The following is a 20,611-nucleotide window of genomic DNA, read 5'->3' as shown; positions in this document are numbered from 1 at the left end:
CTCCAGACATCCGCCGCGCTACCCGGAGACGCGCCAGGCATCGAAGAAGAGCGGCCAGGCGTTCGGGTCGACGCCGATGCCGTCGACCCGTCGGGCCACGCCCAGGATCGAGCTGGGCGTGTAGAGCGGGACCACAGCCGCGCTGGCGAGCACGTCGTGCTGGACCCGCCCGTACAGGTCGTCGCGGGCCGTCCGGTCGAGGCTCTCCGCGCCGTCGACCGTCAGCCGGTCCACCTCCGCGTCGGCCAGCTGCGCCATGTTCTGCCCGCCAGATGCCGGGGAGCTGGCGGAGTTGAAGAACAGCCGCAGCACATCCGGATCAGCACGGCTCCAGCTGAAGTCCAGCATCTGCGCCTTGTTGCTGTAGGAGAGCGCCAGGTAGGTGCCGACGTCGAGACTGGGACGGGTGACCTCCACGCCCAGCTTCCGCAGGTCGGCCTGGATCGCCTGGCCGAGCACATCACGCTGGTCGCGCAGGTACGTCGGCACGACCGGCCAGGAGATGCTCAGCCGCCGGCCGTCGCGCACGCGGAACCCGGCGCCGTCGCGCCTGGCCCAACCGGCCTCGTCGAGCAGCTGGCCGGCTTTGACTGGGTCGTAGGGCCAGCTCTGCCTGACGGTCGCGTCGTAGGAGGGAGTGACGTCCGTCAGCGGGCCCCAGGCTCGCCGGTACTGACCGAAGTACACGGCGCCGACATTCCGGTCCACGTTGATTCCCCGCTGGATCGCGGTGCGGACCCGGCGGTCGGTGAAAGGCGCCAGCGACGTGTTCAGGTAGAGACTGTAGGGGACTCCCGGCACGTCCTTCCGCAGCAGCCGCAGATTCCGGTCGGCGCCGACGGACCGCGCGTCCGCCGGTGGCACGGCGGCGGCGACGTCGACCTGCCCGCTGGTCAGCGCGCCGACCCGGATGGAGTTCTCCTTCAGGATGCGGATGACGATCCGGTCGAGGTAGGCGGGGCCGGAGTGCCGCGCGGTCGCGGGCGCCCAGTCATAGGCCGGATTCCTGGTCAGGACGATGCGCTGGCCTCGGGTGCGACTGGTGACGGAGAACGGCCCGGTACCAACCGCTCGTGGCCCGCCCGCGCACAGCTGCGCGGCGTCGGTGGCGAGGACCTTCGGCGAGTAGAAGCCGAGATAGGTGGTGCTGGCGGCCTGGAGGAACGGGGCGAACGGCCGGCTGAAACGCACCCGTACGGTGTAGAGATCGACGACGTCGGTGCCGGCGTACGGGCCGAGCAGGCTCGCGGCGTACTGCGACCTGGTCTGCTTCGCGACGATGTGCGCGAAGTTGGCCCGCACCGCCGCCGCGTCGAAGGCGCTGCCGTCGGTGAAGGTCACGCCGTGGCGCAGATGAAAGGTGTAGGTGCGCAGGCCGTCGGTGATGTCCCAGGACGTCGCCAGCCAGGGGTGGAAATGACCGGCGTCGTCCTGCGCGACGAGTGAGTCGAAGACGTTGCGGAGGACGCTCGCGGTGACGTCCTGCTGGCTGGCGTGGATGTCGAAGCAGGTCGGCTCCGCGTCGATCGCGTAGGTCAGGGTTCCCCCGCGCACGGGTCGACCACCGCCTGCGGGAACCGCGGCGGTGTCGGGACCGCACCCGGTGAGCAGAAGTATCGCCGCGACAACGAGGAGTCCGAGCGCGGACCGTACGGACACGATGGGGTGCACAGCAGAGCTCCGAGGGTCGAGGGCCGGTGTGGTCAGAGGGCCGCGGGCGGGACGTCCGCGGCCGTCGCCCCCCGCCGGTCGGACGTCCCGCCCGCACCGGGTGACCGCACCTGCCCGGCGGGATGCGCCCCGGCCTCGCGGAGATGCCGCGTCACGAGCCCGTGCACGAGCGGGCACCACTGCGGGGGAAAGATGTGGCCCAGCTCGTCGACAACCACCAGCCGCGCGGCGGCGATCTCGCGGGCCAGCGTTTCGCCGTGCGCGAGGGGAAAAACGGTGTCGCGCCGGCCGTGCACCACCAGGGCCGGCACCCGGATCGCGCCGATCCTCGCGGTCAGCGGCGGCGTGCGGTCCAGTGCCCGCAGATGGTTACTGCCAAGGTCCGAGCCCGCCTCCCGTCGCATCGAGCGCTCGACCAGGTCCCGCCAGTAGGTCTCACTGAACGGCGCGCCGGCCCCCACGAGCACGCGCCAGCCGCGCACCGCCGCCGCGACGCGCGCCGCTCTGGTCGTCGGCGGGTTGTCGTTCAGCGCGGCGACGTGGTCGAGCAACGGCCGCTCCGGACCGGGCAGGCCGGTCAGGGGCGGCAGATGGACGTCGCCGTTGGCATCCGGGGAGCAGGACAGCAGGACCAGGGAGCGAACCAGGCTCGGCTCCTCCAGCGCGAGCAGCTGGGCCACGATGCCGCCCGCGGACTGGCCCACCACGTGTGCGGATGCCAGTCCCAGTCCGGTGATGACGTCCGCCGCGTCCCCGGCGAGCGTGGACAGGTCATAGCAGGAAAGGCGGGAGTCGGTCTTCGTGGACAGACCGACGTCACGATGGTCGTATCGGACCACCCGGTACCCGGAATCGGCCAGCATCCGGCAGAGCGCGTCGGGCCAGGTGATCCCCTGCGCGGGCCCGCCCATCACAAGCAGAATCGCGGGATCCGCTGACCTGCCAAAACTTTCGGTCCATAGCATAAGATCGTCTCGTGTCCRCACAAACCGTTCCATCTGCGTCTCTCTGCTAGCGTGCGCGTGTCTGGCAATCCCCGACGGGTCACGTGTGGAGGCGGCGGCGATGCCCGGTTACCGGCGCGGCGAGACAACAGCCCTCGTGCTGGTGGATCTCCAGCACTGGATCGTCGACATGCCGTGGGCGCCGATCCCGGGTACCCAGGTCGTCGACGCCTGCGTCCGGCTGCGTGACGGCCTGGCCGACGCGAAGGCGACGACGGTGATCGTGCGTTATCTGCGTGCCGACGGCCGCGACGGTGGGCCCCAGGCCGCGCCGAACCAGCTCGTCGCCGCCCTGGCGCCGCGGCCCGGCGACCTTGTCGTCACCAAGGACGGCCTGGATGCCTTCACGGGCACCGGCCTGGCCGGGCTGCTGCGCGAACAGGGCCGCACCAGGCTGGTGATCGCGGGCCTGTCCACCGCGCACGGCGTGTCCGCCACCGCTGGAACGGCGGTGGCGTCGGGCTTCGACGTGGCCGTCGTGTCCGATGCCACCGCGAGCGTGACGGTGGCGGAGCACACCGGAGCGCTCGATCAGCTCGCGCGCGCGGGCGCGGCGATCTGCTCGATGGCGGATATCCTCGCGCCGTGAGGCGTCACTGGCTGCTGCTGCCCGTGGGCCGAACGACGTAGACGACCCGGTACTGGGCGTCCGGTGGCGGACCGTCCAGCGCCATCGCATAGCGGTCGGCCAGCGTCATGAAGAACGTTCCGGCCGAATCCGGGTCGATGCGTTCCACCACCCCGCGGATTTCGAGGTACCGGTATGGCTGGTCCGGGTCGTTGATGGAGACCGCCACGTGTGGATTGGCCGTCACGTTTCGGTACTTGTACCGGACGGTCGTGTTCGTGAAACAGAGGAACTCGCCGTCCCAGGAAAACCACATGGGATTCACCTGCGGCTGCCCGTCGGGCCGGATGGTCGCCAGATGGGCGAAGAGCGGCCGCTCCAACAGGTCGCGGTGGCTGTCCGGAATGATGGTCACGTTTTTCTCCTCAGGTCGCCGAGGCCGTCAGGCTGCCTCGTCGGCGGTGCGGTGAACAGTGCGGTCAGTCGGGTCCGCACCGGTGCGGCGTCACGGGAGGCCGTGTCGACATGCCCGTCCGGGCGCACCAGGGCGGCGACAGCGCCCCGCGCCCGGCCGTTTCCGTCGAGCACCCGCACGTCCACCCGGTCCGCGAAGTGGTCGCGGCACAGGTCCGCCAGTGCGTCGAACGAGGCGCCGCCGGAACCGTGCCGCTMGGGCCGCGAGATCAGCAGGGTGTAGCGCAGGTCGTCGAGCTCGGACCGCAGCGGCAGCGGGATCAGTGCGCCCGGCTGGAATCCGRCCACCGCGCGGCCCTCCGACGCCGCCACCCGGTACCTGGTGCGCAGGCCGGCCAGCCAGGGAACGTAGGAGATGTCGAACAGTCGTAGGGCTGAGGCGGCCCGCAGCAGCGTGTCCCGAAGCGCCACCTGGTAGCCGCGGCGCAGCAGCCAGATCCGCGTCTGCACGTCGGCCTGGCGGACGACCGCCCGGGCTACCTGCCCACGCTCCGCCGCGTAGGTGTCCAGCAGATCCGGATCCGCCCGGCCGTGCCAGACGAACGCCATCTTCCAGGCCAGGTTGTGCGCGTCGGTGACGCCTGTGTTCAAGCCCTGCCCGCCGGCCGGGCTGTGGATGTGCGCCGCGTCCCCCACCAGGAACACGTGCCCGACCCTGGTCCGCTCGGCCTGCCTGGCGTGCACCGAGAACACGCTGAGCCAGTCCGGGTCACGCAGGACGATCCCGCCCGGGCCCCGCTCGTCGACCAGCCGCTGGACGGCGTCGAGGTCGGCTCCCTGCTGGGTGAAGTCCGGTGGCGCGGAGGTGAAGACCCGCCACCGGCCGGAGGGCAGCCCGCAGGCGACCAGGATGCCGCGCGTGGAGCAGAAGTAGTGGGTCATCGTCGGATCGAGTGCGGTGTCCGCCAGCGCGTCGGCCACCACGAAGCGCAGCTCATAGGTGTCGCCGTCGAAGCCGATGCCGAGCTGGGCCCGGACCGTGCTGCTCGCGCCATCGGCGCCGACCAGGTAGGCGAACTCCTCGATCCGCTCCGCGCCGTCCGGATACCGCACCCGCACCCGCACCCGGTCGTCGCACTGGTCGAGGTCGAGCAGTTCGGTGCGCCATTCCGGCGAGCCGCCGAGGCCGGTCAGGACCTCCCGCAGTACCTCCTCGACGCCGGGCTGCGGGCAGATCAGCGGCCGGGTGGCCGTCCGGTAGCGCAGGTTGGCGATGACCTTCCCCGAGGAGTAGTAGCGCATCTGCGTCTGCGGCAGGGATCTCGATGCCAGCGCCTCATCGCCCCCGATCCGACGGATCAGTTCACGGGTGCGTGGCCACACCCCGAGTGCCTTGGACAGGGTGCTCGGCCCGCCGGCCCGGTCGATGCAGCGCACCGGCACCCCGCGCCGGGTCAGCTCGATCGTGGCCATGAGACCGGCTGGTCCGGCGCCGGCGACCAGCACCGGCAGCCGCGGTGCCGACGGCGTCATGCGTCCACCGCCACGGTGACGGGCTCCGCCTGCTCGGTGGTGGTGACGCCAACCTCCCGCGGCCGCAGCAGCAGATGAAGCACGACCCCGGTGGCGGCTCCGATGCCGACCAGCAACCACAGCAGAACGTGGATGCCGTGGGTGTAGCTGCGCGTGAGCAGGTCGAGGAAATCGGCGCGGGCGGTACCGGTGAGGCCGTCCGCCGCGCCGGTGAGGTTCCCGCTGACCGCCTTGTTCGCGATCGTGGCGGCATCGGCACCGCCCGGCGGGACCGCCGTCGCCGGCAGGCCCGCGGAGATTCTCCCCCGGGTCACATCGAGCACCAGGGCCCCCATCGCCGCGATCGCCACCGCCTCGCTGGCCAGCCGCACGGTGTTGAACATGCCGGCGGCGGTACCCGCCTGTTCGGGCCGCACCGAGGTGATCGCGACACCGTCGACCAGACCGGCCGTCATGCCCATGCCCGTACCGATCAGGAACAGCGGCCCGATGAGGCTGACGACCGCGATGTCCTGGTCGATGACCGTGAGCCAGGCTGCACCRCCGGCGGCCACCAGCATGCTCAGGCTGAGCACCAGCCGGGTGGACAGCMCGCGCCGGACCAGGTTGCTGACAACCAGCGGCACCACCAGCACAGGCAGGGTAAGCAGCATCATCGTGTCACCGGCGCGGCCGACGGACATCCCGCGGGCACCGGTCAGGTAGGCGGGCAGGAGCACCACCAGGCAGACGAACCCGAAGGACAGGGACAGCGGCACCAGCGAGGCGGCCAGGAAGCGCGGCTGGCCGAACAGACCGAGGTCGAACATCGGTCGCGCCTGGCGCAGTTCGGCGACGACGAACAGCGCCATGAGCACCGCCGCCGCAACGAGGAGCAGCACCGTGCCGGCGCTGCTCCAGCCCCACTGCGGCCCCTGTACGACACCGAGCATCAGCAGCAGCAGGCTCAGCGTGAAGGAGGCGATGCCCGGCCAGTCGAACCGGATCGCGGCGGGATTGCGCGACTCCCGCACCATCGGCACCGCGACGGCCACCAGGACCATGACCACCAGGTGCGAGGCGAACACGCCTCGCCAGCCGAAGGCGTCCACCAGCAGCCCGGCGGTCGACGGACCGAGAGCCAGCCCGGCGCCGGCCGCCGAACCGAGGATGGCGAACGCCCTGGCCTGCGCCGCGCCCTCGAACGTGGTGGCGAGGATTGCCGACCCGGCCGTCATGACTGCGGCCGCGCCGACCCCGGCCAGCGCCCGGGCCGCATCCAGCACGATGATGTCGGACGTCAGCACACTCACCGCGCTCGACAGGCTGAACAGGGTGAGGCCGGCGACGAACAGCCGCTTGCGACCCAGGATGTCGGCGGCCGAACCGCATGCCAGCATGGAACACGCGAAGGCCAGGTTGTAGGAGTTGACCACCCACTGCAACGGAGCGTACCCGGCGTGCAGGTCGACACCGATCCGCGGCAGGGCGACGGACGTGCCGGTCAGGGAGGCCGGCAGGGTCAGCACGGCCAGGCAGACCGCGATCAGAACAATCACCGGGCGGCCGCGGCCGCCCACGGAAGGCGCATTCATGGCAGAGGTCCTTGTTCCCAGAACTGGTGGGGCCGAGTAGGGCGAAAAGAACGGAGGGGACGGGTGGCGCGGAGAAGGACGCGCGRCCGGGTCAGGCCGCCGGTCGGCCGACGGCCGCGCAGGAGAAGCTGAAGCCACCGCCGGCGCCGATCACCAGGGCGAACTCGCCCGGGGCGAGCAGGTCCTGTTCGACGATCGCGGCGAGGTTCGCCCCCATGTCGCCCGCGCCCAGATGCCCGGTCTCCGCGCCGAGGTCCACGATCTTGGCGGTGGTGGCGTTCTCAACGGCCGGGTGATAGGTCTCCTGCCGCACCTTGAGACCGACCCGGGGCAGGGCGATGAGGCGCAGCCGCGGATCGTCGGAGGTGAGGCCGCTGTCGGCGAGGCAGTCCGCGATGATGCGACGGAGCGTCGCGTGCACGTCCCGGAAAAAGCCGGCGGTGCCGACGTCCTCCATGAAGGCCTTCTTCGTCCGCCTCACGTCCACTCGCTCGCTGAGCCACCGGCTCGCCGGGGTGAAGGGGTCGCGACCGCGGTGCAGCCCCTCAGCGGCGGAGACCGCCCCGCTGGCCAGACCGAGCAGCGTCAGCTCGTCCACCGCGTCGTCCCGCTCGTGCAGGAGCATGGCCGTCGCGCCGTCACCGTAGAAGACTCCGTAGTCACCGCTCCAGCGGTCGAATCCCTCGTCGCGGAAACAGTCGGCCGTCGTCACCAGCGCGGCGCCGGTCGTGCTGTCGGCGAGCAGGCGGGCGCAGGCCGCCTCCAGGGCGACCCCTCCGCCGTTGCACATGACCTGGATGCCCAGCGGGACGCTGCGGCGGGCACCGAGCTGATCGGCGATGTAGTGCGCGGGCGACCAGAAGTCGTGCCCCTGGTGATGGATCCAGGCGTGCGCGCTGAAACCGAGGCGGCTTCCGTCCCAGCCGGCGGCGTACAGCGCCGCCCGCGCGGCCCGGACCGCCATTTCCGGCGCCGCGACATCCCGCGCGACCGGTACCCGGATGACGGCGGTGTTCGCCAGGTCCTGTTCGCTGATGTGGCCCTGGCCGATCGCGTCTCGGGCGGACACGGTCGCGTCGGGCAACCACGCTCGGACCGCTCGGAGACCGAACCCCGATCTGAGGTACATCATGCCTTCCCATTGCCTCGTGTCGGAATGCCGGGAAGAAGGTCCCAGCCGCGCTCGGCCGCATGGGCGAGRAGAACCGGGTCCTGTCCGACCACGCCGGCGTGGCCCACGGCCGCGAGCATCGGCAGGTCCGAGGAGTGATCGCCGTAGGCGACGCAGAGCCGCCCGTCGACGCCGAACTCGGCGAGCAACGCCCGGGCCGCGGTGGCCTTGCCCTCACCGATGACGGTGCGGACCACCCGGCCGGTGTACCGGCCGGCACGGACTTCGGGGACCGTACCGAGCACCTGATCCGCCCCGAGGTGTTCCGCGATCGGGTCCAGGCAGGCCGAGAACGATCCCGACACCAGGACGATGATCGTCCCGGCGGCCTGGAGTCGGCGCAGCACCCGCACCAGCTCGCCGTGGAAGAGCGAGCCCCCCACCATCTCCTGTTGGAACCACCGCCGGCCGCTTGCGGCCACCTCGGTCTCCCGCTGGCCAGCGAAGACCTCGTAATAGAGCCGGTTGGTCTCCCCGCGTGGCACCCCGTCGGCCGCGAGCCGGTGCAACCGGTCCGCGATCTGCCGGTACCGGTCCGGCGCGCCGAGGTGGAACTCCAGAAAACTGAGCATCCCCTTGACGGTGATGAGTGTTTCGTCGACGTCGAAGAACGCGATCCGGGCGGGATCGATGCCCATGGCGACTCAGTACCTGGTGCCGACGGCCGCCGGCACCGCGTCGAGATCCGCCAGGTCTTCGCCGCTCAGGACCAGGTCCGTCGCCGCCACGTTCTCCCGCAGGTAGCGAGGGTTCTTTGTGCCGGGAATGGGGACGACCTGACTGCCGTGGGCCAGCGTCCAGGCGATGGCCACCTGCGCCGGCGTCGCGGAGTGACGCTCCGCCACCTYGCGGACGACATCAACGATGCGCTGGTTCGTCACGATCGCGGGTCCGCGGAACCGCGGGTTGGTCGCCCGGAAATCGGAGTCCTCGAAACGGTCGACGTGCAGGGTACCGGTGAGGAAGCCGCGGCCCAGCGGGGCGAACGGCACGAAGCTCACCTCGTTGTCGGCGCACCATCGGACGACGTCGCTCGCCTTGTCCGGCCCGAGCGGGTCCCGCGTCCACAGGGACAGCTCCGACTGGATCGCGGTGACCGGGTGGATCGCGTGYGCCTCGACGGCCTGCGCCACGCTGACCTCGGAAAGGCCGAGGAAACGCACTTTGCCCTCGGCGACCAGCTCKGCCATCGCCCCCCAGGTGTCCGCGAGCGGGACGGCCGAGTCGACGCGGTGCAGGTAATACAGGTCGATGACTTCGGTGCCAAGCCGGCGCAGGCTCGCCTCGATCGCCGTGCGCAGATAGGCKGGCGACCCGTCGAGATGTGACCTCCGGGCAGCCAGGTCCTCGATCACGATGCCGAACTTCGTGGCGACGACCACGTCCTCGCGCCGACCGACGGCGGCCCGGCCGAGCAGCTCCTCGTTGTGGCCGGCACCATAGATGTCCGCGGTATCGAGCAGGGTCACGCCGAGGTCGACGGCTTCCCGGATCACCTCGACCGAACGGTTGTCGTCGAGTTCGGACTCCTTGTAGAGCCAGCTCATCCCCATGCAGCCCAGGCCGATCCCGCCGACCTCGACCCCGGTTGCGCCGAGTTTCCGTACCTGCATCCCACGTTCTCCTTTCGGACTCAGGCGGCGAGGAGCACCAGCGCCGCGTTGTGACCGCCGAATCCCAGCGAGGTGCTCAGCGCCACATCGAGGGACGCGGTCGTCGCCGTGCCGGCGACGACCGTCAGGTCGACCGCGGGATCCAGGTCGGTGAGATTCGCCGTCGGCGGGACGGCGCCGTGGCGCAGCGCCAACGCGGTGAGACCGGCCTCGATGGAGCCGGCTGCGGCCAGGGCGTGGCCAGTCACCCCCTTGGTCGACGTCACCAGGGGACGCTCGCCGAGGGTCCGGCGCAGCGCCCTGGCCTCGGTGACGTCGTTGAGCGGCGTCGACGTGCCGTGCGCGTTGACATGGTCGACGTCGTCGCCGGCGATCCCCGCGTCTCGCAGAGCCGCCCGCACCGCCCGCTCGATGCCCGCCCCGGCCGGATCAGGCGCAGTCGCGTGGTACGCGTCCGACGAGGCTCCAAATCCGCTGACCAGGGCGTGGACGTCGGCCCCGCGGGCGCGGGCGTCGGCGGGCCGCTCAAGAACGAGGATCCCAGCGCCCTCACCGGCGACGAACCCGTCCCGGGCCACGTCGAACGGGCGCGACGCGGCGGCCGGGTCGTCACGCCGGGCCGACAGCGCGCCCATCCGCTGCAGGCCGGTGATCGCACCCGCGGACAGGGCCGACTCGGCACCGCCGGCTATCACGACGTCGCAGGTGTCGGACCGCAGCAGGTCCCKGGCGAGACCTACGGCGGTGGAGCCGGACGCACAGGCCGTCGCCGTGACCAGACTTGGGCCGAGCGCCTGGCAGTCGATCGCCACGCAGCCCGCGACCATGTTCGCCATCCCCATAGGGATCATCAACGGCGAGACGTCCTCCGGCGCGCCTTCGACGAGAGAGCGGTGCTGCCGTTCCCAGGTGTCGGTGCCGCCAAGCGAGTTGCCGATCACCACGCCGACGCGCGCGCCGTCCCACGTCCCCGGGTCCAGCCGGGCATCGGCGATCGCCTGGCGAGCGGCCACGATCGCAAGCTGGACGAACCGGTCGAGCCGCCAGGCCATGGCTCGGCCCAGCAGCTTCGTCCCGTCGAAGTCCGGCACCCGGCAGGAGAAGTCGACCGGGAGACCGGCCAGGGCCGGGTCCCGCGCCGCCGTGGACACCCCGGAACACACCCGCTCCCAGGTGGCGTCCGTCCCGATGCCRGCGGCGCTGACCAGGCCCAGACCGGTGATCGCGGCGTCGAACCGGGCCGGCGAGGAACCGGTCACACCCGGCTCCCCTTCGCCTCGACCAGCCTGGCGGTCTCGGCCAGGGTGGTGCCGGTCTGCAGGGCGTCGTCGTCGAGCGACACCCCGAGCTCCTTCCTGATGATCAGGAGGAACTCGATCAGACCGAGAGAGTCGAGCATCAGCTGCTCGTAGGTGCTGTCGGGCGTGACGCCCTCGGCGACGACACCGAGCCGGGACACGAGCAGGTCGGTGAGCGTTCCTTCCAGCGCGTTCATGATGTTCTCCGATCAGCGGGCCGCAGCCGGTACGGGCAGCGCGGCGGGAAGGGGCGGACRAGTCGGGAGCGGGAGCCCGGGCAGCGGCTCGACGGACAGGGACGGGAGCGTCAGCCCCGCGGCTCCCCAGGTGAGGCCGCCACCGAATCCGCAGAGCATGACCTGGTCATCCGGTTGCAGGTGACCGGAGACGACGCCGTCGACCAGGGCGAGTGGGATGGACGCCGCAACCGTGTTCGCGACCCGGTCGAGGTTCACCACCAGCCGTTCCACGGGAATCCCGAGCTCGAGTGCGACGGCGTGCAGGATGCGGACGTTCGCCTGATGCGCGATGACACGGTCGATCTCGCCGACCGACCAGCCGACGCGCTCGGCCACCTTCCCCGCGGACTCGCTCATCCGGATCACGGCGTTGCGGAAGACGGAGCGCCCCTGCATGTCGAAGAAGTAGTCGTCCTCCGGCGCGAGCAGCCCCATCGAGCGCTGCTCGGAGCCACCGGCCGGCACCGTGATGAGGTCGGCCTGGGAACCGTCGCTCCCGAGGTCGAATCCGAGGATCGCACCCCGCTCACCGGCCTCGCCGGCCCGCAGGACGACGGCGCCGGCACCGTCACCGAAGATCGCCCTGGTGGTGCGGTCCCGCGGGTTGAGGATGGTGGAGAACGAGTCGGCCCCGATGACCAACGCGGTGTCGACCGATCCGCTTGCGATCATCGTCGCGGACGTGGCCAGCGCGTAGACGAAACCACTGCACACCGCCGCGATGTCGAAGGCCGGTGCCTCCCCGAGCCCGAGCCTGCTGGCGACTTCGGGAGCCGTCGCCGGACAGGGGTGATCCGGCGTGCTGGTCGCCAGCACCACCAGGTCCACCCTCGACCGGTCGGCGGACCTCAGCGCGCGCCGCCCCGCCTCGATCGCGATACCCGACGTTGCCATGCCCGCGTCGACGACGAACCGCTGGCGGATTCCGGTTCGCGTCCTGATCCATTCATCGGTCGTGTCCAGTTCCTCGGCGAGCTGGTCGTTGGTCACCAGCCGGGGCGGCACCCAACCGCCCAGCCCGGACAGCACCGCGGCGCGGGCCGTCAAGGTAGGATCCCGCGTGTCGTACCGGCACCTTCTCGCGTCGAAAGTCGGCCGAAATCCTGTTCGACACCGGTCCGTGTGGTCATTACCGTCATTGCCGATTTCCCCTTCCAGCGGAGAGGATGTAGTCGTCGCGCATGGCCTCGCGGCGCCGGATGCGGCACGCCCGACCAGGCACTGTGGACAGCGACGACGTTAGCCGCGCGATCTTTCATCCCACTGACGGACTCCTTGCGGCCATCAATGCGGGGTATTATGCAGAATTTCGCCTCGACTCCCGCAGCGGAGTGCTACGGTCAGCCCGCGTGTAAAGAAGCAATTCTCGCGGATGGTTCAGGACCACGTCGGGGTGTCAAAACTCGGGCACCCGCGTTGACCGGGGGTTTTAGGCGGCTCGTTCATATTCGTTGATCAAGCCGCCGAGGACGGGCCGGCGCTTGATCCGTTCCTGGGTCAGGTCCGCGACGGGGTGATCGGGCTGTGGTGGTTGAAGGTCGCGGCCACGATGGGGTCGTCGTCTGTTGTAGTTCCGTGCGTACTCGGCCAGGGCAACGCGAAGGTGYCGCTCACCGAAGATCAGCATCCGGTCGGTGACCTCGGTCCGGACCGTGCGGATGAACCGTTCCGCGTAGGCGTTCGCCCGCAGGGTTCGGGGTGGGATCTTGACGGTGGTGATGCCGGCGTCGGTGAACGTGGTGCCTTCATACTGTTCATCTCGCTGTGATCGTTTGGGTTGTGGAGTTGACTTTCACGGTGCGGGCGGCGCGGTGGAGGCAGGCGGTTTCCACCTGGTCGTTCCAGGGGATGKCGACCCGGCCAGCGTTGAGGCGGTAGGCGGTCAGGTAGCCGCGGCGGATCCAGTAGTAGACCTGCGCGGTGGGGATACCGAGCCTGGTGGCGGCCTGCTGGACGCTGATGTCTCCGTGTGCGGTGGCGGCGTGCGGGAGGGGCCGGCTGCCCGGGCCGGTCGGGCCGGATCCGGGATGTGCGATCCGCGTGCGGCAGGCGGCCTCGGCCTGCGGGTTCCACGGGAGGCTCAGGCACCCGCTCGGGGTGCGCCGCGCGGTCAGCTGGCCGATACGGATGCGGTAGTAGACGACGTCGTCGGGCACGCCGAGCCGGGTGGCGGCCTCGTGGACGGTGACGTCGCCGGGCAGGACCTCACGGGGGCCGGGGGTGCGGGGGATGAGGTGGCCGGAGGCGTCGATCTGGCGGCGACAGGCGGCCTCGACCTGGGCGTTCCAGGGGATGCACCAGCGTCCGGAGAGATCCTTGCGGCCGGCCAGCCGGTCGTGGGTGAGCCAGTAGTAGACGGCGTTGGCGGTGATCCCGAGGGTCGCCGCGACCTGGTCGACGGAGATCTCCCCGTCCCGGAACGGACACCGGCCGGGGATGTGGAAGGCGTGGCGGACCCAGGCGACGGCCGCTTCGTCGTAGGGACGGCCGGTTGCGGTGGTCAGCCCGGCGTCGGCGAGTGCGGTGACGATCTCGGCGTCGGAATGGTCCGGGCCGAGCCGGGCGATCAGCTGGCGGGCCGGGGCCGGGGTCCTGCGCACCTGTGGCGAGGTGGCCGGTCTGCGCAGGGCGAGTTCGTCGGTGGCGCCGGTGTGCCAGCGCACCCCAAGCCGGGCGCGGGCCCGGTCGGTCTCGGGCAGCAGGGTGACGTCCGAGATGAGGGTGCGCAGCAGCCGCTTGCGGTCCCGGTCCCGGGTGTGCGGGTTGTGCCAGAGTCCGGGCAGGTCCGCGGCCAGTGCGCGCAGGCCGTCCCGGTCCGGCAGCGCCGGCCTGCGCTCCCGGACAGCGGCCAGGGCGGCCTCGGCTTCGGCCAAGGCGGACAGTCTGGCTTCCCAGCGGGTCTCCAGGGTGCGGGCGACCAGCCGGTTCTCCGGCTCCACCGCGCCCAACGCCCGCTCGGCGCGGTCGGCGTCGTAGCGGGCGCGTTCCACGGCCAGCTCGGCCGCGCGGTGGGCGCGGGTGTGCCGGGAGGTGACCTCGTCCGCGGCGGCCAGGGCTTGTTCGATCTGCCCCGGCGACACCGTGGCCAGTAGCAGGCCGGCCACCGCGTCGTCGACGACGTCGGCGCGGATCGACCGGCAGGTGGGCGTGGCCTCGTGGTCGGCGCGCGACGACGAGCAGCCGTAGGCCRCCCGCCCCTGTGGGTAGTAGCGGGTGGTCATCGGCCGCCCGCACGACCCGCAGAACATGATCCCCTGGCACAGGGCCAGGCCCTCCCGCGCCGGGCGGGCCCCCTGGTGGGTGCAGTTGGCCGAAAGCCTCGCCTCGATGGCCACATACTCCTCCCAGCTGATGTAGCTCTCGTGGTGGCCGTGGCGCACCACGGGCCACTGCTCGCGCGGGCGCAGCCGCAYCCCGGTGTGCACGGTGCCGTCCGGGCGCACCGTCCGGCAGGTGGCGTACCGGCCGTAGACGTAGGTGCCCGCATAGCACGGGTTGGACAGCACCCCCAGCGCCCGGGAGTGCGTCAGCCGGCCCCATCGCAACTGCCCGGCCCAGATCCCCCCATAGGCCCGCAGCGGGAACCGCCGCCGAACGAACGCGGCCACCACCTGGAACGCCGAGCCGCCCGCGGCGAACGCGGCGAAGACGTCCCGGATGGCCCCCTGCACCTCCTGATCCGGGTCGATCACGCAGACACCCTCGTCGTCGTAGACGTAGCCGACCGGCAGCGGGAAACGCAGCTCGCCGCGTTCGGCCGCGGCCCGTTTCGCGCCCTGCAGCCGGCCCGTCAGCAGGTGCAGCTCACACTCGGACATACTGCCCTTCAGCCCGAGCAGGAGGCGGTCGTTGATGTCCGCGAGATCGTAGACACCGTCGGCGTCCACCAGCAGCGCATCCGTCAGACGGGCCAACTCCAGCAGGCGGGCGAAGTCCGCCGACGAGCGGGCCAGCCGGGACACCTCCAACCCGAAGATCGCCCCGACCTCGCCCAGACACACCTGGGCCACCAGGTCGCGGAAGCCCTCGCGGTCGGCACCGAACGTCCCCGACACCCCCAGGTCCGCGTCGATCACCCGCACGTTCTCGCGGTCCCAGCCCAGCTCCACGGCCGTGTCCACCAGGCCGTACTGCCGCACCGTGGAGGCGGTGTTGTCCCGCACCTGCACCAGCGTCGACTGCCGCAGGTAGACCACCGCCACCCGGGACCGATGCGACGCGGTGATCTTCGACAGCCCGTTCACAGCGACCCTCCAGCACCGCCTCGACCATGTTCGCCAGCACCATCACCTGCTCGCGCCACACCCCCAGCCCCGCCATGGCCCCTCGATCCCGGCCCCGCCGGGGCCTCGCACGCCACCTCCCCGCTGTCCTCCCCCTGCCCCGCCCCGACGCGCTCACCCCGGCGCAGCAGGGCATCGGCCAGCGCCCGTGCAGCACCCAGCTGCTCCACCGACAGCCGTAGGGTCATCGGGGCCTCCCCACGATCCGTCCACGCCTGCGGCAACGTCACCGTCCGGCTCACATCACGCACGCAGACAAACACCAGCCCACCACCCCGGCGCTTGACATACAAAATCTCCAGACGCCGGCCAGCAAACGCGTGAAACGGATGGGTCACCGTTAGAAAACCCAAAGACGGCCTGGGCAATTCAGCACTATGCCCTGACCGTCGGAACTCCCAGCATCCGCTGACCGCCCCCAGGCTTCGGGATCATCACCTGGCGGACCGGCGCAGGTCGGTAACTCCCCGCGTCCAACGCCTCCCGCACCACCGGCCAGTGAACAACCAGCCACGGCCGCAACTCGGCCGTGGTCATCCCGTCCACCCCCGGCGCGCCACGATTGGCCTCGACACGCCGCAACGCCACCGACAGGTTCTCCCGTGACCACAGGCCACCTGCCGGCCCGGAAACGGACTCGCCAATGCGCGCCGACCCGTAGCTACGCCCACCGTGGTCTCCGACGGATGCACCGTCTCCTCCCACAACGGCCCCTGGATCGGGGGGCGGCGATCCCCGCGACTGGCGCGAGCAACACTCCCTCGTCCGCTCATCCCAACGTTCGGCCCTTCCCAGCCACCCACAAGATCCCGGCTGGTACTACGGCCACTGCTGACTTCTGCCACAGTCCACGCAGGCCCCATGTGTGCTACGCGCGGACGCACGGATCACGGTGCGGGCAGACCTCCCCGGATAAGAACAGCCGCTGTCCCCCTACGCCCGCGTTTACGCCCCGGCCTTCTTGGCGGTGACGGGCTTCACCATCGCGTGCTGGCTCACCCGACCGAAACGCCTCCTACGCGGTTCGTGTCCCTCGGTGCAGGGGTCTCGCCTCGGGCTTCCTCCCGCCCCCACCTCACGATGACGCCGTTGCCTCCAGCTCAGGGTTGGCACCGCCGCATCCCCCAGAGGACTTCCACCTCCAAACGACTGCCCATGCCGGGCGCACCACGACGACAGCCCTGGGCGGACGAGAGATCGTCCACCCGGGGCTGGTCGCTGCCGAGGAAGAGCACCGGGTCAGTGGCGCGCATCCTCCCCCCGCGGCTGTTTCGGGACGGCCGGCGCGAGCTGATGCCCGCGCCCAGGGAGGAACRCCGCGGGGATCAGCGCTATCAGGGCGAACCCGGCCGCCCACCAGAACGTGTGACTGAACGCGGTGATCAGGCCGGTCTGGCCTCCCCCGCCGTGCGTGGCGATCTGTCGGGCGAKGATGAGCGAGACGATCGACGCGCCGAACGAGCCGCCGACCTGGAGCACGATTCGGGTGGCCCCGCTCGCGTGYGGGACCTGCGCGCGGTCCAGCCCCTGGAAGGCCGAGGTCATCACCGCGATGCTCACCGTGCTGATACCGCAGCCGAAGACCAGCAGGAAGGCGGCCATGAACAGCACCTGGGTGTGGCTGCCGACCTGAGTGAAGCCGATGATCGGCAGCGCGATCAGGACGATGCCGACCAGCACAAGAGGTCTCGAGCCCGTGCGGTCGGCCAGTTTGCCCACCGTGCTCCGGGCGARCATCGCCCCCACCCCCTGAGCCACTAGGAGCAGGCCCGCCGACAGCGCGGAGTAGCCGCGGGCCTGCTGGAGGAAGAGGGGAACCAGCAGCGTTCCACCGAACAGCGACAGGCCCGACAGGAACAGCAGGGCGCAGGCGGCGCTGAAGGCACGCACCTGGAAGAGCCGGACGTCGATGATCGGGTTGGCGACGCGCCCGCGCAGCACGTGCACGACGAACGCGACGAGCAACGCCAGCCCGAGAACGAGCGGGATGATCACCGGAAGGCCGAACTCGCGGCGGCTGCTRAACTGGGACAGGGCCAGCAGGATGCCCGCGATGCCGGGCGAGAGCAGGGCCAGGCCCACCGCGTCCAGAGGGTCACCGGGCCGCGCGCTGGTGGGTTCGAGACCCCGCCAGGCGAGCAACATACCGACCAGGCAGACGGGAATGTTGATCAGGAAGATCCACCGCCAGGTGGTGTTGCCGACGATCAGACCGCCGAGCACCGGCCCAAGTATGGGCGCGATCACGGCGGGCATGCTCACCGCGGACATCAGCCGCCCGGTGCGGCGCCCGCCAGCCGCCTGCAGAAGCAGCGTCTGCAGCACCGGCAGCACCATGCCGCTCGCGGTGCCCTGGACCACCCGGAAGGCGATCAGGCTGCCGATGTTCCACGCCACCCCGGCCAGCGCCGAGCCGACCAGGAACAGGACGAGCGACATCATCCAGGTCTGCCTGCCGCCGAAGCGGGCGACGGCCCATCCCGCCAGCGGGATCGACATCCCCATGGCGAGCAGGTAGCTCGTGCTGACCCACTGGACGGCGGAGACCGTGGTGTGCAGGTCGTGCACGATGGTGTTCAGCGCGACGTTGACGATCGTGGTGTCCAGCAGCGGCGCCATCGCACCGATGATCAGCACGGCGATCAGCCTGCGCAGCGCCGGATCCAGCCGGTCGGATTCGTCCGCTACCGCTGCGGGCGTACTCACGGTACTCACGGCGACGTCACTCCTCGGTCTGCTCGAGCCCGGTCGGTCGCCGGCGCGGCCCGGCGGGGCTGGCCCCGCCGGGCCGCGCCGTCCTGCTGCTCCCGCGCGCAGCGGCTAGCCGAGCGCCTCGAGCGAGGCGCCGAACTGCTTGAGCACACCCGCGACCTGGGCGCCACGCAGCACGTTCGTGTAATCCGTGTAGTGGACGATCTTGCCGTGACGAACGCGGATGATGCCGATGGACGACGGCAGGTGGAACGACTCGTTGGTCGCGAGCACCCGGCCGTCGACGAGAAACTGCGCGGTCGCCTCCTCACCGTCGGCGCCCAGGTGGATGACCACGGAGACCTTGTCGAACGCGAGCAGGCTGCGCGTCGGGTTGTCCGCGTTCAGGTGCTCGCTGACCGCGGCGAAGCCCTCCCACCGCGACTGCTGCCCGGCGAGCACGAACGGCGTCTCGTAGACCGCGTCCTCGGCGAACTGGGCAATGAAGATGTCCTTGCGGCCGGTCTCCATCGCGTTCGCGAGCCGCTCGATCACCTCATGAGTGGTGGCAGCCGCGTACTCCGTCGTCTCGGGCACGAAACTCCTCCTTGGGAAGAAAATCAGCAGGTAGGCTGTAGGAAGAACCGGAGAGATCTATCCGTTTTGGGGAACATACAGCGAGGTTTCTCCGGATGTCAAGGCGACCGACGAGGTGGTGGACGAGCATGCGAACGACACCGTCAGCGGCCGCCCGCGCGGCCGGTGGAGGAGCTCCGCCGGCCCGTCGGGCCGACGCGCTACGCAACCGGACGCTGCTGCTGCGGGTCGCGGACGAGCTGCTGGCCAGCGCGGGGACGTCGGTGTCGTTCGACCAGATCGCGAAGCGGGCCGGTGTCGGCGTCGGAACCGTCTACCGGCATTTCCCCACCCGCGAGGACCTGTTCGGCACCGTCATCGTCGCCGGGATGCGCCGCCTGACCCTGCAGGCCAGAGCACTCGCCACGGCGGAGGACCCACGGGCCGCCTTCTTCCGCTTCTTCTACCAAATGGTGGAACAGACGGTGATCAACAAGGCGCTCTGCGAGGCGTTCGACTCCACCTCCGACCCACGCTTCGCGCCCGATCAGCGGTCCGCCGCGGCGTTCGACGCCGCGTTGGATGTCCTGAGCAGCCGGGCCAAGGCCGTCGGCGCCCTGCGCACCGACATGACCGTCGCCGAGATCCGGCTCCTGGCGGTGGGGGCCGCCGTCACCGCGCGGGAACGCCAGACGACGGACTTCTCCTGGCGCATCGTGACGCTCATCGCCGGTGCGCTGCGGCCGGACGAGACCCTGGAGCCGCTGCCGCCCCCCGCCGTAACGAAACAGCCAGACCCTCCGGCCGACCGTAACGAAACGGAGAGCCGGGACTCCGCGCGTTGCGCGCTGTGCGGTCGGCCGATCTCCGCCCGGGCCACCGGCCGTCCCGCGCGCTACTGCGGGGCCGCCTGCCGACAGCAGGCCCACCGGCACCGAGCCAGTGCCCGGCGCGCCATCGCCACGGCACCCGTCAGCGTCGCGGCCGCCGCCGACGCCCCGGTCCGAAGCCGTCACGCCACCGGCCCGCAGGAAAAGACTTCCTGACGGGGGCGGCTGGCTGCGCGTTCCGAGCCCGGTGACTTTGGCGCTGCTTTGCGTCGCCGCCGAAGAATGAGGCGGCATCGCACGACATCAGCGGGTCCTGCCGGTTCGTCGTCCACGCCGCCGTGCCATGGGCCCGACCAGCCCCAGCCACGGGCGGACGCGCCGCCCCACTGGGCCGCCCGCGCTCCCGGTGATGTCGGCTGACCGAGTCTGCGAGGTCCCATGACACACACCGAAACACCGACATCCTCTGCCGAGGCGCCGCCCTTCCCACAGGCGCGGACCTGCCCATACGCGCCTCCGGAAGGCGTGCTACGCCTCGCCGAGCAGGGCCCGCTCAACCGGGTCCGCCTCTACGACGGTCGAGAGGTCTGGCTGGTCTCGGGTTACTCCCAGGCCCGCACGCTGCTCTCAGTGGGCGTTCTGCACGCTTTCGTCGGGCCTCAGCTTGAGTTGATCTCTGGGGTGGCCGGTGGGTCGGGCTGGGGCAGGACGAACAGGCCGGGATCGGGCTCGGTGAGAACACCCCGCTCTACCAGCCGTTTCAGCCGGGCCCGCATGCTCTCGACATGCCGGGGCTCGGTGCCGCCACCCAGCGCCCGGCACACGTCCTTGGCGTGCAGCCCGTTCCCGCCCCGGGTGAACACGGCCAGCACCTCCCGATACCCCGGCGGCAGCGGCTCGGCCGGTGCGGCGTCGTTCTCGGCGGCCAGGTCCAGCACCGTCTCCCGGGTGATCTCCAACCGTTCCAGGGCACGTTCAGCGGCGGCGAGCTGCCCGGTGAGCCGGGCGATCTCCTCCCGCAGCTCCTCGACGGCCCGCCCGGCGCGGGCCCGCCGAGCCTCGATCTGTTCCAGCACCTCCCGCACCGGCACTCCGCTCGTCATTCCCGACACTCCCGCCGGTCAGACCGGCGGGTCACGCCAGGTC

Annotated in this window: 19 protein-coding genes and 1 pseudogene; 2 read left to right on the top strand and 18 right to left on the bottom strand. The window is 70.9% G+C overall.

What is annotated here, in order from left to right:
• Positions 1-18 precede the first annotated feature (18 nt).
• On the bottom strand, positions 19-1,671 hold the full coding sequence (locus CcI156_RS21080; protein ID WP_023841853.1) for an ABC transporter substrate-binding protein: 1,653 nt from the start codon (positions 1,669-1,671) through the stop codon (positions 19-21).
• Between the two features lie 32 nt (positions 1,672-1,703).
• Positions 1,704-2,636, bottom strand: coding sequence for an alpha/beta fold hydrolase (locus tag CcI156_RS21075; RefSeq protein ID WP_160323729.1), 933 nt, complete (start codon positions 2,634-2,636; stop codon positions 1,704-1,706).
• Positions 2,637-2,736: 100 nt separating this feature from the next.
• Between CcI156_RS21075 and CcI156_RS21070 the strand changes: the two genes are divergently transcribed.
• Positions 2,737-3,264 carry a cysteine hydrolase family protein gene (locus CcI156_RS21070; RefSeq protein WP_023841852.1) on the top strand — a complete coding sequence of 176 codons (528 nt, stop codon included), beginning with the start codon at positions 2,737-2,739 and terminating at the stop codon, positions 3,262-3,264.
• Between the two features lie 4 nt (positions 3,265-3,268).
• Here the strand turns inward: CcI156_RS21070 and CcI156_RS21065 are convergent, their stop codons facing one another.
• The 15 genes and pseudogenes from CcI156_RS21065 to CcI156_RS21000 all read right to left on the bottom strand — a co-directional run bounded on the left by CcI156_RS21065 (position 3,269) and on the right by CcI156_RS21000 (position 18,656).
• Positions 3,269-3,658 (bottom strand): PPOX class F420-dependent oxidoreductase, encoded by a 390-nt coding sequence (locus CcI156_RS21065; RefSeq protein WP_011436532.1) that lies wholly within the window; start codon positions 3,656-3,658, stop codon positions 3,269-3,271.
• Positions 3,655-5,190 (bottom strand): FAD-dependent monooxygenase, encoded by a 1,536-nt coding sequence (locus tag CcI156_RS21060; RefSeq protein WP_076807750.1) that lies wholly within the window; start codon positions 5,188-5,190, stop codon positions 3,655-3,657. The genes CcI156_RS21065 and CcI156_RS21060 overlap by 4 nt, the downstream gene beginning before the upstream one ends.
• Positions 5,187-6,764, bottom strand: coding sequence for an MFS transporter (locus CcI156_RS21055; protein ID WP_076807747.1), 1,578 nt, complete (start codon positions 6,762-6,764; stop codon positions 5,187-5,189). The genes CcI156_RS21060 and CcI156_RS21055 overlap by 4 nt, the downstream gene beginning before the upstream one ends.
• Positions 6,765-6,855: 91 nt before the next feature.
• On the bottom strand, positions 6,856-7,848 hold the full coding sequence (locus tag CcI156_RS21050) for a 3-oxoacyl-[acyl-carrier-protein] synthase III C-terminal domain-containing protein (protein WP_160323728.1): 993 nt from the start codon (positions 7,846-7,848) through the stop codon (positions 6,856-6,858).
• Positions 7,849-7,892: 44 nt separating this feature from the next.
• Positions 7,893-8,573 carry an HAD family phosphatase gene (locus tag CcI156_RS21045; protein WP_011436514.1) on the bottom strand — a complete coding sequence of 227 codons (681 nt, stop codon included), beginning with the start codon at positions 8,571-8,573 and terminating at the stop codon, positions 7,893-7,895.
• A gap of 6 nt (positions 8,574-8,579) precedes the next feature.
• On the bottom strand, positions 8,580-9,548 hold the full coding sequence (locus CcI156_RS21040; protein WP_076807745.1) for an aldo/keto reductase: 969 nt from the start codon (positions 9,546-9,548) through the stop codon (positions 8,580-8,582).
• A 20-nt stretch (positions 9,549-9,568) separates the two neighbouring features.
• Complete coding sequence (locus tag CcI156_RS21035) at positions 9,569-10,807, bottom strand: beta-ketoacyl synthase (RefSeq protein ID WP_011436512.1); 1,239 nt, start codon at positions 10,805-10,807, stop codon at positions 9,569-9,571.
• On the bottom strand, positions 10,804-11,043 hold the full coding sequence (locus CcI156_RS21030) for an acyl carrier protein (protein WP_011436511.1): 240 nt from the start codon (positions 11,041-11,043) through the stop codon (positions 10,804-10,806). The genes CcI156_RS21035 and CcI156_RS21030 overlap by 4 nt, the downstream gene beginning before the upstream one ends.
• Before the next feature lie 12 nt (positions 11,044-11,055).
• A complete protein-coding gene (locus CcI156_RS21025; RefSeq protein ID WP_076807742.1) occupies positions 11,056-12,132 on the bottom strand; it encodes a beta-ketoacyl-ACP synthase III in 1,077 nt (358 codons plus the stop codon).
• A 382-nt stretch (positions 12,133-12,514) separates the two neighbouring features.
• Positions 12,515-12,814: pseudogene (locus CcI156_RS21020) on the bottom strand (integrase core domain-containing protein); the annotation flags it as partial.
• A 25-nt stretch (positions 12,815-12,839) separates the two neighbouring features.
• On the bottom strand, positions 12,840-15,329 hold the full coding sequence (locus tag CcI156_RS21015; protein ID WP_076807740.1) for a recombinase family protein: 2,490 nt from the start codon (positions 15,327-15,329) through the stop codon (positions 12,840-12,842).
• On the bottom strand, positions 15,326-15,706 hold the full coding sequence (locus tag CcI156_RS27910; RefSeq protein ID WP_160323744.1) for a DUF5372 family protein: 381 nt from the start codon (positions 15,704-15,706) through the stop codon (positions 15,326-15,328). The genes CcI156_RS21015 and CcI156_RS27910 overlap by 4 nt, the downstream gene beginning before the upstream one ends.
• 37 nt (positions 15,707-15,743) lie before the next feature.
• Positions 15,744-15,956 (bottom strand): hypothetical protein, encoded by a 213-nt coding sequence (locus CcI156_RS26370; RefSeq protein ID WP_023841848.1) that lies wholly within the window; start codon positions 15,954-15,956, stop codon positions 15,744-15,746.
• Positions 15,957-16,607: 651 nt separating this feature from the next.
• Positions 16,608-18,083 carry an MDR family MFS transporter gene (locus CcI156_RS21005; protein WP_076807737.1) on the bottom strand — a complete coding sequence of 492 codons (1,476 nt, stop codon included), beginning with the start codon at positions 18,081-18,083 and terminating at the stop codon, positions 16,608-16,610.
• A 105-nt stretch (positions 18,084-18,188) separates the two neighbouring features.
• Positions 18,189-18,656 carry a nuclear transport factor 2 family protein gene (locus tag CcI156_RS21000; RefSeq protein ID WP_011436505.1) on the bottom strand — a complete coding sequence of 156 codons (468 nt, stop codon included), beginning with the start codon at positions 18,654-18,656 and terminating at the stop codon, positions 18,189-18,191.
• Positions 18,657-18,784: 128 nt separating this feature from the next.
• Here CcI156_RS21000 and CcI156_RS20995 point away from each other — a divergent pair, with 128 nt between their 5' ends.
• Positions 18,785-19,681 carry a TetR/AcrR family transcriptional regulator gene (locus CcI156_RS20995; protein ID WP_023841846.1) on the top strand — a complete coding sequence of 299 codons (897 nt, stop codon included), beginning with the start codon at positions 18,785-18,787 and terminating at the stop codon, positions 19,679-19,681.
• A gap of 443 nt (positions 19,682-20,124) precedes the next feature.
• On the opposite strand, the gene CcI156_RS20990 is transcribed toward CcI156_RS20995, so the two are convergent.
• The gene (locus CcI156_RS20990; RefSeq protein WP_011435558.1) at positions 20,125-20,568 is read right to left on the bottom strand and encodes a hypothetical protein; all 444 of its coding nucleotides are present in this window, start codon (positions 20,566-20,568) and stop codon (positions 20,125-20,127) included.
• Positions 20,569-20,611 lie beyond the last annotated feature (43 nt).

It is taken from the genome of Frankia sp. CcI156 (assembly GCF_001983015.1).
GTDB classification, from domain to species: domain Bacteria; phylum Actinomycetota; class Actinomycetes; order Frankiales; family Frankiaceae; genus Frankia; species Frankia casuarinae.
Note: the sequence above shows the minus strand (reverse complement) of the source record. Positions and strands in the feature narration are given on the sequence as shown.

Coding starts and splice junctions, on each gene's coding strand:
- CcI156_RS20990 (WP_011435558.1), bottom strand. CDS start 20,568: ATGACGAGCGGAGTGCCGGTGCGGGAGGTGCTGGAACAGATCGAGGCT.
- CcI156_RS21070 (WP_023841852.1), top strand. CDS start 2,737: ATGCCCGGTTACCGGCGCGGCGAGACAACAGCCCTCGTGCTGGTGGAT.
- CcI156_RS20995 (WP_023841846.1), top strand. CDS start 18,785: ATGCGAACGACACCGTCAGCGGCCGCCCGCGCGGCCGGTGGAGGAGCT.
- CcI156_RS21030 (WP_011436511.1), bottom strand. CDS start 11,043: ATGAACGCGCTGGAAGGAACGCTCACCGACCTGCTCGTGTCCCGGCTC.
- CcI156_RS21075 (WP_160323729.1), bottom strand. CDS start 2,636: ATGCTATGGACCGAAAGTTTTGGCAGGTCAGCGGATCCCGCGATTCTG.